Genomic DNA, 12,790 nt, shown 5'->3' with positions numbered 1-12,790 from the left:
TCAATTGGATAGCATTATAAAAGGAAATACAGAACAACGCTTGCAAGTTTGTTAAAAATCTCTATACTCTGTTTTTGCAATGGTAGCCCTGCTGGTTACTTCGCAATTGTACTCTACGAACCCCGTCAGGACCGGAAGGTAGCAGCGGTAGTGGAACTATGATGTGCCGAAGGCTTGCTGGTAGGGTTGCCACCAGTTTTGAAATAATAATTCTATTTATCTTCTACTTATTTTGATCTTATATCCACTATTTTAAAAATCCTGCTCTTTCCTACGAATTGCTTTCATAATCGCATCCATATCAAAGCCCCGATACTGTAAAAAACGAATTTGTTTGGCTTTAAGTTTTGGCTCGTTTGCGACTTCTGTGCCGAATTTTTTCACTTTCAGTTGATAGGCTTGTTCTGTCCAATCAGTTTCTTTAAGTTCTTCTGAAATTAAACTGCTATCCACTTTTTTGTTTTTAAGAGCCATTTTAATACGATTTGGCCCTTTACCTTGCCGCTTTTGGCTAGCCAGTAACATTTCTGCTAGGCGTTGATCACTCTGATAATTTTCACGTGCCAATTCATTGACTAACTCAATCACTTCATCACGGTTTTCTGCATATAAAGCCAGTTTTTCAATTAAGTCATTTTTAGAATATTCTTTACGCGTTAAGACAGCAAAGGCGTAGCTGCGTAGACGAGAACCTGTTAGTCCTGGGCGTTTGTTTTGCTGTTCGTCTTGGTCTTCATTGTGATTGTGTTCTTGATCATCAATGGCTTCCGTATGAGCAGGGTATTGTTTATTAATGTTAGGCGCAGAATTTGAGGCAAAATGCAGGGCAGACGTTGTTTCGGAATATATCTGCTCAGTTCGGCTACATGATTGCTCATCTTCGCCAAATTGTTGTTTTAGCGCAGCATAATCAATCAGTTTGGGGAATTTATTTTCAGACATGGTAATGCTTCCATATACAATAAAACGCTCCGTAGAGCGTTCTATTTAATTCAGTTTGTTGTGTTCATCTTAGCGCATGCTTTAAACATCAAGTAAGTCGAATTCTTCTTCGTCTTTATCTTCTACAGGTGCAGCTTGACCTGTCGTGAGTAGTTGTTCACGAATAATCGCTTCGATGCCTTTAGCAAGCTCTGGATGTTCTTCAAGATGGCGAATGGTGTTGTTTTTACCTTGACCAATTTTATCGCCTTGATAAGAATACCAAGCACCAGCTTTTTGCACGATATTTTGTTGAACAGCTAAATCGACCAGCTCGCCCAAATGGTTAACACCTTTACCGTAAAGAATTTGGAACAATGCTTCTTTAAATGGAGGTGCCATTTTGTTTTTCACAACTTTGACTTTGGTTTCAGAACCAATAATCTCGTCACCTTCTTTCACTTGACCTACACGGCGAATATCTAAACGAACAGAAGCATAAAACTTCAATGCGTTACCACCAGTTGTGGTTTCTGGGCTACCAAACATTACACCAATTTTCATACGAATTTGGTTAATGAAGATCACCATACAGTTCGAGCGTTTGGCATTACCTGTGATTTTACGCAAGGCTTGGCTCATTAAGCGTGCTTGTAAGCCCATGTGTGAGTCACCCATTTCGCCTTCAATTTCGGCACGAGGGGTTAAGGCAGCTACGGAGTCGACCACAATCATGTCGATTGCGCCAGAGCGTACCAACATATCGGCAATTTCAAGAGCTTGTTCACCGTTGTCTGGTTGCGATACTAAAAGATTGTCAATATCTACACCAAGTTTACGTGCATATTGAGGATCAAGCGCGTGTTCGGCATCAATAAAGGCACAAGTTCCACCAGCTTTTTGACATTCTGCAATGGCTTGCAAGGTCATAGTTGTTTTACCTGATGATTCAGGGCCGTAAATTTCAATGATACGACCTTTAGGTAAGCCACCAATACCCAATGCAATATCTAGGGTCAATGAGCCTGTAGATACGGCTTCTACCGCTTGCACAGTGTTGTCACCAAGACGCATGACTGTGTTCTTACCAAATTGTTTTTCAATCTGGCTTAACGCAGCGTTTAACGCCTTGCTTTTATTCTCATCCATCTTACAACCTCAATACGATGTCACGAAACAATATACTCAAGTGGATGCATTTACTTAAATCTTTTCCACATGCAATATAGTGACAGAATTTGTCCTGTAGTTCTATTTATATCACGGGCTGTACGACAGCCTGTGACGCTCTATTTAATCATCATTATATGACCAAAATTGGTCAAATTGCTGATCATTCTCTTGTTTAAATTTGCTGATGTCACGACGGTCTTTTTTACTTGGTCGATGATCAGGTCGTGCTAGATTATGCAACTTTCTTTGGGTCGCAATCAATTCCCTGCGTGCAATACTCACTTCAGTTTCTTCATAAAGTTGCTGAGCGACAGGGGCAGGGCCGCGTACGCCGGATAATGCCTTGACCAATACGGTTTTCTTATCAAAACCTTGTTGAATGGTCAGCTCAGTTCCCACACGAATTTCTTTGGAAACTTTAACGCGCTCGCCATTGTGATGTACTTTGCCGCCTTCAATGGCAGCTTTTGCAATAGAGCGGGTCTTGAAAAAACGTGCAGCCCATAGCCATTTATCAATTCGGATCGTTTCAATGGCTTCGTGGGACGAAGTTTTAGGCATATTTTTGAGTGTCCTCAAATTGTTCTAAGACAGGAATTAAATCTGTTAATTGGTACAACATAGGGTAATTACAAGTCTGACGCGTAGGTTTTGCTGAGGATGGCTGGGCAATACTATATAAGTGTCCAATCCCAAAGGCTTTAGCACCATTAAGCACCTTTTCGGTGTCATCTATAAAATAGCAATCTTCAGGATTAAATGCATGTTGTTGTTGCAATGTTTGCCAAAATTCAACGCGCTCTTTGGCATAACCAATACTTTCAGAACTAACAATCACTTCAAAATACTTTGCTAAACCTGTATGTGCTAATTTAAAGTCTAAACCTGCACAATCGGCATTGGTGGTGAGCCAAATGTGATAGCCATTATTTTTTAAATATTCCAGTAACTCGATAGCTTGTGGACGCAACGTGACTTGATCTTTATATTCAAGTTGCATCGCAAGCATATCTACCCCCACTTTAGCCGTCCAAAAACGTGAGGAATACCACTCTAAGGTGTGGCTATGCGCTTGATAAAAATCGTATAAAATTTCTTTGCTGCGCTCTAAAGAACAGGCGTGTAATTCTGCATAGCGAATAGGCAGTTGTTCATTCCAAATAAAATCATCATAAGCGAGATCTAACAGCGTTCCGTCCATGTCAAACATGATGATATTTTTGTGCATTTAGATATCCTAAACCATAAAGCAATTGCCAAAAGGCAAATAAAACTGGCTCATTTAAACATGCTTGAGGCATAACTCAAAATGCTGTCTGATTATTCGCCAAATTGTGTTAGGCTAAACAGATAAGCACTGTGCAGGTGTTGCATATAAATAGGTGAGATGGGGCAGTTGTAAAAAGTAACTGTAGCGTTCACAAAAAACAATTTTTTTGACATATTTCTGTATTTGTTTGTCTGTATAAGCATAGAAATTGAGTGGTAAATTTTTTAAATTAGGGAGCTAGTAATGGCTGAACAACAGTATTTAGATTTAAAACACTTAGATAAACAACTCGATGAGTTTGAGAAAAAGAAGAAAAAAATTAAGAAAATGCGTATCGGCTATAAATTATTTGCGCATTTAATGGGCGATGAAAAATTCGCCCATCATGTTTCAGAGTCGGCATTAAACCCAGATAAACGTAGTTATCGTAAAGTGAAAATTAAAATTACCTCAGATGAAGGGGAGTTAACTTTTTTGGAAAAGGATTGATTAATTTTTGATTTAAAATCTAGGTTGATTTTTATTATGTGTACAAATTTGTGTACCTTTAAATCTAGCCCGATTGATGCAGATCGGGCTTTTTTATACCTTAATTCTATGAATGGTTTGGAATGAATTGGAATTCTTTTATAAGTCAAAATTTGATCATAAATCATTAGTAAAATTAGTATTGAAAGTTTCTTCTCTTGCGCCATGTATGGCTCAAGATGAGGAATATTCCGCAAGAGGATGAGGGTGCTGAATTAGAGGCTTAAAATCATGTATGAAAAAAACTTATTTCAGAGGAAGTACAGTTATTTCGTTTGTTTAAATAAAATGCATCAAGTTGTCATAATCTGCACTTAAGCTAATCAGCAAACTCAGTGAAATGTAATAGGTCGTGTTTAGTCTATTTCAGTATAAGTTCTGTATATAAATGTGGCAAAGTGCGCTAAAATGTTACGCTTTAACTATCAAAAGAGGCATGAATATGACAGAACGATACCTGAGAATAGTGACAATTTTTCATGATTAAATAAATTTAAAAGGAATTGTGATGTCTATTTTAGGAATTGCCATTACCACTATTTTGGGTTTATTGGGTATTGCTGCAATTATTATTGGTTTTTTTGGTGGTGAAACTTATTTGGTGGTTGTGGGTATTTTATTATTGGTTAGTGGTGCACTCACTTTATCGATGTTTAAAAAAGCTTATCCAATCCATTTAAAGATTAATTAACTAAGCACTCAATAAATAGAAAACTTAAGTGAAAACGAATTGCCTTGATACATAAAGTCTTGATTTAGCATGTTTAGAGGCTGAATTGTAACTACGCATCAGCCGTAAATTTTATTACAATGTTTTTATGAAAGTAATGAAAAATTAGACCTTTAGATACAGTCTAAAAAGGATAGTTATGTTTATAAAAACAAAGGCGCCAACGCATACTTTAATTTTACAGTTATTGCCAATCGTGCAGCAGGCGTGTGAAATTTTAAATCAGGAATTTCAAGATTATTGTTCAGGTGCTGCTTTTGATGTAGAAAAGAAAACCGATGATTCTCCTGTTACGCAAGCCGATTATCGAGTCAATTATTATTTAATGCAGGCTTTGGCAAAAATCTCCAATTTACCTGTGTTGTCCGAAGAAGGTGAGCAAGACCAACGTCAGCAATGGCAGCAATTTTGGTTGCTTGACCCTTTAGATGGCACGAAAGAGTTTTTACATCAACGTCCTGAATTTACCATTAATTTAAGTTTAATTTGTGGTGTGCAAACAACTTTTGCAGTACTTGCAGTACCAGGCGAGCAAACTATTTATTTTTGTCCTGAACAGGGTATGCCATTGAAATATCATATTTTAACTCAGCAATGGTATCTCTATCAGTCTGAACCCACGGTAACATCTTCAGTTCTAAAAATTGGATTAAGCCACAGTAGTCAAAAAAAATCACACTATGCAGACTATTTAAAAAGCTTGGCGCAGTTGACCAATTTTGAAGAACTAAAAGCAGGTAGTGCTTATAAATTCTGCATGATTTTGGAAGATCGTGTCGATATTTACCCACGTTTTCATCCGACTTCTGAGTGGGACACCAGTGCAGGACAATGTTTATTGGAACGAATAGGTGGTGGATTGGTCGATTTTCAGGGGCGGGCATTTTTATATAATCAGCGCGATACATTGTTAAATGGTGGTTTTATCGCCTATAAAAATACGCAGATGAAACAGATTGCCTTACAAGCACTTGGACTTATGGCGAAGTCAGATTGAGCAAAGTGCTGAACATGGTATAGTGTCAAGCAACCAAGTTAAAATTTTGGCTAGATCATGGCATTAGAACTACTCCCTGCAAGTATGCTTAAAGCAATTGATTTATTGCCTGATGCTCAGACGCCTGTGACTTTGTTTACCCGTCATTCTATTCGTGAAATTGTCGTTGGTCAGGGTTTGGCTGGCTATAATTTACAATTGACCGAACAAGGTCGCGATTTAGCCGAAGCATGGGGAGGCTACTTGGTTGGAAATACAGATCGGGTGATTCAACACTGTATTTCAAGTCCTATTCAGCGTTGTGTCGATACGGCTGCTTTAATGATTCGTGGGGCAGATGGCATTACCCTTGAACCAAATACCCATCACATTGAAATTAGAGAACAAGGTTTATTGGTGGAACCAGGAAGCTTTGTACTTGATATCAAACAGGCAGGCCCATATTTTCAGAAACAGGGTGCTTTAGGCTTTATTAATAGTTTTGTGAATAATGCCTTGCCCGGCATGAAACATCCGATTCATGGTGTCGTGGATGTCCTTGAGCTGATTTATAACACCCATCCAACCAACCAATACGGACTGAGTTTGGCTGTGAGTCATGATACGATTTTAGCTGCAATTATCGCGGTGATTTCTGGACGTAATGAAGTCACGCAAGCCGATTGGCCAGACATGATGGAAGGTTTATTCGTTTGGTTTGAAGGTGATGAGTTTTTAGAATCCAAGCTAAAATGGATTTGGCGCGGTCAGATTCACACTTTAGATATCTCGCAATTTCGTCAGAAAGTTTAAGCAGAACATTGAACGCATATTCTAGTGCTATCCATTCAGTACGATAGAATACCGTCTGTCAGAAATTAAAAAAAATAATTCAAATTTTATTCTCTTTTTTTCCTTCATTTTATGCAGTTGTGAGCGCAAACTCGATCAAATATTGTCTATCAATCTGTGTGCTGCTTTAAAAATTCGCTGATTTTTATAAAGAAAAATTAATAAAATTGTGTTGAAAATATAAAGCGATATGAAACTTGAGAATTGCATAATTTTATACATCTATTTAATATAAAAATACAAGTTATTGAAAAATATGTGTTTATTTTTATATTTTTTGTCATAAATTGACATTGGGGTGGAATAAATAATGAAAAGTGTGACTCGGTTTTCGCTTAGTCTATTAAGCGTATGTATATTATCATCCATGCTTGCTGCATGTGGTGGTGGCGGTGGTGGCGAGGGAGATACCGCTGGGAATTCAAATCAAGAAAATCCAATACCACCGGAAAATCCTCAGCAACCACCTGTGGGCAATGTGGCTAATCCTTACCCTGAACCTACACAAGATGTCATCAATCAATCGGCACTTGGGTTTTATGATTACAACGCCAATTCTGAATCACGTGAAGTGCGTAATGATTTAGAAGGTGATTTTCAGGCAATGATTCAATTTGCTCAAGGGCATGTGGTTGATCCGAATGGTAACGAGGCGAAAAAAATGCCACGTTTGACCGCAGAAAAAGAAGCATTATTATTGGTTACACCAAATCAGGGCATGGACAATATCGACACTTTGCAGCTTGAAGTGTATCAAAATGAACGCTTGTTACGTCGTGTTGCTTTACTTGATCCAACCCAGCTTCCTGCTTCAGACCAGAGCAATCAAGATGGTCGTGCTGAGGTGTTGTATAGTAAGCGTGCGTGGTCGGCTAAATTAAATTGGGATGAAGTACGTCCCGGTTTAAAGCTGCGTTTGGTCGATTCTAAAAACCGTACTGGTGCACTCGAAGCAGAAAAAATTGATTTTGCCGCACCGGGTGAATTGGTACTCAATAATATTCGTATCGGTCTACTAACTGCACCACCGAAATCGGGCGGGCATTATATGTTATTAGAGCCTGAAAAAGCGGGTACCGATTATTTCCAAACCATTCCTGCGGCACAAATGACCGTGGCAAAATATGATGACATTCAGCTAGATCGAGTGATGGTCGCCAACGGCACGATTTACGATACCCAAAGTGCGGGTGAAGGTGGTGTCTATTCGGGGGACATGCGGGAAAATACTGCAAAATCGACCTTTAGTGTGGGAATTAACTTAGCCAACTGGGGTGTGACCAGTGCCTCTATGCAAAGTCAGCAACAGCCACAACTTACACAAACTGTAATTGCCCATCATGCACGAGGTAAATATACAAATGGTGATCAAACGCATGGTTTAAGTGGCGGTAATGGTATGTTGACCCTGTATGATTCTGTGGGCAACGAGTTTAGCCATGAAATTGGGCATCATTATGGTCTTGGGCATTATTCGGGTTCACAAGGTGAAAATATGTTCTGGGCTGCACACCATGCAGACAGCGGTTGGGGCTATATTGCGTATCGTAATAAAATGCGTGGCAACTTGGCGTGGCATACTCGAAACTTGGGTGATGGCAAAAATGGTGTGCCTAACTTCCTGAAACAATATGCTTATGGTTGGGATGCGATGTCAGGTGGTGCAACCAACAGTAGCATTTCGCGTTATACCCATTACACGGGTTACAGTACCCATATTCGGATTCAACCCCACTTTGGGGCGCGACATGTTTGGGATGAAAGCTCACCAAGTGGTTATAAAATTTGGAATAAAGACACACGCCAAATGGAAGTGGTTTATCCAAAAGTACCAAGCTCCAATCAGGTCTGGTACAACAGTGCCGATGGATATTATTTAAAACCGCGCTTATTTGGTGTGCCTGTAATTACTATTATTGGCGGATATGATCCTGAAACTCAGCAAGGTGTGTTGTATCCTGCTGCACGCAGTAACTGGGGTAATGTTTATAATTTACCTGTGGCAAATCGTGCTGCTGAAAATGCCGCATGTTGGTTAGATGTTCAATATGCCAATCGTAATCAGAACGTGGCATTGGCACCTAACCGTATGACCAGCAATGCCAATAAACTGCATGTCAATTTAGCACTTGCTGAGCAGCCAAAACAGGTGAATTTATACTGTAAAAAAGCCAATCATGCCGAGAAGTTATTATCGATACTGAATATTCCGCAATATAGCGATAGTATTCAACCTGCGGTAAAAATTGGTCGTACACATGGCTATGAAGCTTTAAGAAAAGTTGAAATGCCTGATTTTCAGAAGCAGTTGGAAGCGCAAGCCAGTCAAGCTGTGGTGGCTTTAAAACCTGCTGCACAACTATTGTATGATTCTTATGCAGATTATCGTCAAGAGCTAAGTGCAACTGCACAGCAACAATTACAGCGTTATGAACAACAGCAAAATACGATTTATCGTTTAAACCGCTGGATGAATGTTTATCGTGCCGATTTAGAAAAGACTAAGCCTGAAGCGGAAACAGCATTGCACAATTTTGTGGAGCGATTGGGTTTAGGCAATGAAAATATTGTGGCTGAAGCAACACTAATGAAAAACAGAAATAACTGTTTGAAAGTTGAAACTTTGGCGAGTGGTCAGAAAAATGCTTACATTAGTGGAGCAAGTGGCTGTACAGGCGATGCAACTGAGCAGTGGATTTATGATGGTTTGGGGCGTATTCACAGCAAAGCAGAAATGGATCAGTGCTTAACCAACAACGGCAATGTGGTCTCACTTGCAAGCTGCAGTACATCTAAAGACAGTCAGGTCTGGGAAATGCACACAGCTTCGGGAACGATTCGTCAGGGGAATCAGTGCTTTGATTTAGAGCATGGCTACCTAAAAGAAAACCGCGCGCGTTTAATTCGTTATGGTTGCACAGGTGGTGCGAATCAGCAATGGACGCAATTAAAGGCTAATAACAGTTTGCAACTGGCTTATTTAAGTCCACAAAATTTACGACTGATGCTGAAATAATTCTTCGTCTGAATTATTCATCTTCATTAATTTAAAACACCTTTTGACCAGTTCAGGAGGTGTTTTTTATTTTATGGTGGCAGGTGTATTTGAAGTGATGTAATTGGCGTGCAGAAACTAAAGATTGCTTAATTTGATAAATTATCGAAACAGCAGGCACAAAAAAAGCCCTTAACGGGCTTCTTTTGTTTAACACTTAGTTAGAAGCTAAAGCTTTAACTTGAGCGTTTAAACGGCTCTTATGACGAGCTGCTTTGTTCTTATGGATGATGCCTTTATCAGCCATACGGTCAATTACTGGAACAGCTTTTTTGTAAGCTTCAGTAGCAACCGCATAATCACCTGCAGCAATAGCAGCGATTGTGCGTTTTAAATAAGTACGAACCATAGAACGTAAGCTTGCGTTGTGTTTACGTGCTTTAACGTTTTGACGAGCACGTTTTCTAGCTTGAGCAGAGTTTGCCACTCGTGCACTCCTTGAAATAGATTGGTCTGGGCGGGCTGCAATTACTTCCGAAAACCAACATCAGAAGAATTATCACCAGCCCGTAAACAAGTGCCATATTTTGATGAAACTAGACAGTTAAGTCAAGTCTTGACATGCTTTGACAACATTTTAGCTGCAGAAAAATCAGAAAGAAACAGGTAGATTAGCTTTAAGCCTCAGAGATTGTTTAAAAAATGACAAATTCTATTCAAAATGCAATTGTAATTGGTGGGAATGGTTTAGTTGGGCAGCAATTGGTCAAACAGCTTAATCAGCTGCCTGAATGTAAAAATATCACCGTTGTTTTGCGTAGACCTTACTCGGAATTAAATCGCTTAGAAAAAGTCCAGACGTTACTCCTCGAAGACTTTTTATTGCTCAATGATGAAGATGTGAGCGGTTATAGTCATGCATTCAGTTGTTTAGGCACAACCTTAAAAAAGGCAGGCTCAAAGCAGGGATTTTATGCTGTGGACTATACCATCAATGCACATTTTGCCGAATTATTGCAGGCGAAGGGTACGCATTACATATTGGTCAGTGCTTTGGGAGCAGAAGCCAAATCAGCCGTATTTTATAATCGTGTCAAAGGTGAGCTAGAACAATATATTGAAAGTTTGGATTTAGACAAAGTATCAATTTTGCGTCCATCTTTATTATTGGGTGAGCGCAACGAACAACGGCGTTTAGAAGATTTAGGACAAAAGCTGTATCTTAAAATATCACGATTTATTCCCGATCATTTTACATATAAGCCAGTAAGTGCTACGCAAGTGGCTCATACTATGGTCGAGGCAGCGCAATCGCAAATTCATAAATTTCAAATTTATGATAATTTACAAATACAAAAAACCAAGTAAAAGGGGAACAACGTGTCTACAGTACCATTCGTAACTTGTGACTTATTAGATGACCATCCAGAACATGACCTTCAAGTGGTGATTCCATCTTTGGATGGTAAATTTTTCAAAAGTTACGGTGCACGTAAAACTTTTGGTGGTCAAATTGTGACTGTAAAATGCTTTGAAGATAACTCACGTGTAAAAGAGTTATTGGCAACCGATGGCACAGGCAAAGTTTTGGTGGTAGATGGTGGGGCATCTATGCGCTGTGCCTTAATGGGTGACTTGATTGCTGAATCCGCAGTGAAAAATCACTGGAATGGCGTGATCATTTACGGCTGTGTACGTGATGTCGATGCAATTGCAGCACTTGATTTAGGCGTACATGCTTTGGCTTCAATTCCACAAAAAAGTAACCGCAAAGGCGTGGGTGAAGTGGATGTGAGTTTGCATTTCGGACAAGTCACTTTTAATTCGGGCGATTATGTCTATGCTGATAACAACGGTATTATTGTGGCAAAAGAAAAGTTGGTCGATTTATAAGCGGTTTGATGGCGCAGTCATCAAATTGCTGAGCACATCACAAGGAAAACAAAATGGTGCATCATCAAATTAAAGTCATTCAGGCAGTGGCATCTATGCTCACCGAAGGTGGACGTGGAGTGAATGGGACAGCATTTCCTAAGCAACCCGAAAAAGCCTTAAAGTTATATGAGTTTGAAGGTTCACCATTTTGCCGTCGTGTACGCGAAGTCATGACCTTGTTAAATTTGGATTATGAGGTTTATCCATGCCCCAAAGGCGGCACAAAATATCGACCTTTGGTGAAACAACTGGGTGGTAAAACTCAGTTTCCATTTTTAATTGATGAAAATACAGGTGATCAGCTCTATGAATCACAGCAGATCATTCATCATTTATTCAAACATTATGGCAAAAGTGGAAAAACGCCAAAAAAATACGCGCATTTTCCTAAAATTCCTTATGTTGCACTTGCAGGCACGTTATTGAATGGTGCACGTGGTGTGTGGATTAACCAGAAAATTGTAGAGCGCGCTGCACCTGAACAACTGATTGAACTGTGGGGTTTTGAGGGAAGTCCTTATACACGTGTAGTACGTGGTGTATTGACTGAACTGGAGTTGCCATTCAAATTTCATAATGTAGCCAAAGAGCGTTGGCAAGATCAAGGCTTGGCAAAATTACGTTTAAAACCGGGTAAATATGTGCCACTGGCAGGTGGTAAGCGTGAGCAGGTATTAAAAGTCATGGGTGATAATATTCAAGTCCCATTTTTAATCGATCCAAATACCCAGACTCAGCTTTTTGAATCAGCTAAGATTGTGAAGTATTTACAGCAAACTTATGGCAAATAAGCTTTAAGTCATTTTTTGATTGTTATAAAAGCATCTTCAAGATGCTTTTTTGCATTTGGCAGGATGCAAAATATGCATCATTATAAATAGCCTAAGCAAAGTGGGGTTGAAACACTGACTTATAACATCAGGGGAGCATAAATCACCCTGATCAGTTGCATCTATTTTAGTGAAGCATTTAAACTCTGCAGCATTCACTTTGATTTCGCCAATTTATAGGTTCAAAATGTTCAGCAAACTTACAGGGTTGTTTAAAAATAAAGCCAATCTCGAAGAAATTGCCTATTTAGAAGCACAGAATATTCAATGGGATGCGGAACAAGGCTATATGGTCGATGGTATTTTGCTTAACGATGTTTTGGCAGAGCGTTTAAATTATTTATCCAACCGCCGTATGCAGCAGTTTGATGATTTGGCACAGCTGTATTCTACAGCTATGATTATCAATGAAAAAATTGATCTGGAAATTGCGCAACAGCGTTTTAACACAATGCTTGGTAATACCGAAGAAAACTTACTGGAATTTAAAGCGATTGTTAAAAAATTGAATGATTATTATCGACAGTTTTTACGTGATCAAAAGTAAAGAGGCGTGTGTATCAAACTTTAAAGCTCGCTG

The 12,790-nt window shown here is 39.2% G+C and carries 14 protein-coding genes and 1 other RNA gene; 10 read left to right on the top strand and 5 right to left on the bottom strand.

The features are described 5' to 3' along the window. Window positions 1-89: 89 nt before the first annotated feature. An RNA gene (gene ffs, locus FTU09_RS04995) (signal recognition particle sRNA small type) lies at window positions 90-186 on the top strand. Between the two features lie 66 nt (window positions 187-252). Here ffs and FTU09_RS04990 read toward each other — a convergent pair. The 4 genes from FTU09_RS04990 to FTU09_RS04975 form a co-directional block, all read right to left on the bottom strand. Further along, a complete protein-coding gene (locus tag FTU09_RS04990; RefSeq protein WP_154320773.1) occupies window positions 253-942 on the bottom strand; it encodes a regulatory protein RecX in 690 nt (229 codons plus the stop codon). Between the two features lie 81 nt (window positions 943-1,023). Continuing rightward, the gene (gene recA, locus FTU09_RS04985; RefSeq protein ID WP_004976691.1) at window positions 1,024-2,070 is read right to left on the bottom strand and encodes a recombinase RecA; all 1,047 of its coding nucleotides are present in this window, start codon (window positions 2,068-2,070) and stop codon (window positions 1,024-1,026) included. A gap of 144 nt (window positions 2,071-2,214) precedes the next feature. Continuing rightward, the gene (locus FTU09_RS04980) at window positions 2,215-2,655 is read right to left on the bottom strand and encodes an RNA-binding S4 domain-containing protein (RefSeq protein ID WP_004976690.1); all 441 of its coding nucleotides are present in this window, start codon (window positions 2,653-2,655) and stop codon (window positions 2,215-2,217) included. Beyond that, entirely contained in the window at window positions 2,648-3,322 is a 675-nt protein-coding gene (locus FTU09_RS04975) for an HAD-IA family hydrolase (RefSeq protein ID WP_179993860.1), read from the bottom strand. Before FTU09_RS04975 ends, FTU09_RS04980 begins: the two co-directional genes overlap by 8 nt. A 285-nt stretch (window positions 3,323-3,607) precedes the next feature. Here FTU09_RS04975 and FTU09_RS04970 point away from each other — a divergent pair, with 285 nt between their 5' ends. The 5 genes from FTU09_RS04970 to FTU09_RS04950 all read left to right on the top strand — a co-directional run bounded on the left by FTU09_RS04970 (window position 3,608) and on the right by FTU09_RS04950 (window position 9,466). Further along, the gene (locus FTU09_RS04970; RefSeq protein WP_004976684.1) at window positions 3,608-3,853 is read left to right on the top strand and encodes a hypothetical protein; all 246 of its coding nucleotides are present in this window, start codon (window positions 3,608-3,610) and stop codon (window positions 3,851-3,853) included. A 547-nt stretch (window positions 3,854-4,400) separates the two neighbouring features. Then, the gene (locus FTU09_RS04965; protein WP_179993810.1) at window positions 4,401-4,583 is read left to right on the top strand and encodes a hypothetical protein; all 183 of its coding nucleotides are present in this window, start codon (window positions 4,401-4,403) and stop codon (window positions 4,581-4,583) included. A 178-nt stretch (window positions 4,584-4,761) separates the two neighbouring features. Beyond that, window positions 4,762-5,619: a 3'(2'),5'-bisphosphate nucleotidase CysQ gene (locus tag FTU09_RS04960; protein WP_131261461.1), complete on the top strand. Its 858-nt coding sequence runs from the start codon at window positions 4,762-4,764 to the stop codon at window positions 5,617-5,619. Window positions 5,620-5,676: 57 nt separating this feature from the next. Continuing rightward, a complete protein-coding gene (locus tag FTU09_RS04955) occupies window positions 5,677-6,411 on the top strand; it encodes a histidine phosphatase family protein (RefSeq protein WP_167845976.1) in 735 nt (244 codons plus the stop codon). 349 nt (window positions 6,412-6,760) lie between these two features. Continuing rightward, window positions 6,761-9,466, top strand: a complete 2,706-nt coding sequence (locus FTU09_RS04950; protein WP_180079668.1) for a M66 family metalloprotease — start codon at window positions 6,761-6,763, stop codon at window positions 9,464-9,466. A 196-nt stretch (window positions 9,467-9,662) separates the two neighbouring features. On the opposite strand, the gene rpsT is transcribed toward FTU09_RS04950, so the two are convergent. Next, the gene (gene rpsT, locus FTU09_RS04945) at window positions 9,663-9,932 is read right to left on the bottom strand and encodes a 30S ribosomal protein S20 (protein WP_004976669.1); all 270 of its coding nucleotides are present in this window, start codon (window positions 9,930-9,932) and stop codon (window positions 9,663-9,665) included. A gap of 215 nt (window positions 9,933-10,147) precedes the next feature. Between rpsT and FTU09_RS04940 the strand changes: the two genes are divergently transcribed. The 4 genes from FTU09_RS04940 (at window position 10,148) to FTU09_RS04925 (ending at window position 12,757) form a co-directional block, all read left to right on the top strand. Beyond that, window positions 10,148-10,813, top strand: coding sequence for an NAD(P)H-binding protein (locus FTU09_RS04940; RefSeq protein WP_180079666.1), 666 nt, complete (start codon window positions 10,148-10,150; stop codon window positions 10,811-10,813). Between the two features lie 12 nt (window positions 10,814-10,825). Then, entirely contained in the window at window positions 10,826-11,338 is a 513-nt protein-coding gene (gene rraA / locus FTU09_RS04935) for a ribonuclease E activity regulator RraA (RefSeq protein WP_004976667.1), read from the top strand. Between the two features lie 53 nt (window positions 11,339-11,391). After that, window positions 11,392-12,171: a glutathione S-transferase N-terminal domain-containing protein gene (locus FTU09_RS04930; protein ID WP_004976665.1), complete on the top strand. Its 780-nt coding sequence runs from the start codon at window positions 11,392-11,394 to the stop codon at window positions 12,169-12,171. 226 nt (window positions 12,172-12,397) lie between these two features. After that, a complete protein-coding gene (locus FTU09_RS04925) occupies window positions 12,398-12,757 on the top strand; it encodes a hypothetical protein (protein WP_131261458.1) in 360 nt (119 codons plus the stop codon). Window positions 12,758-12,790 lie beyond the last annotated feature (33 nt).

It is taken from the genome of Acinetobacter sp. YH12058 (assembly GCF_013419805.1).
Taxonomy (GTDB): domain Bacteria; phylum Pseudomonadota; class Gammaproteobacteria; order Pseudomonadales; family Moraxellaceae; genus Acinetobacter; species Acinetobacter towneri.
This window is presented reverse-complemented; position numbering and strand designations above follow the sequence as displayed.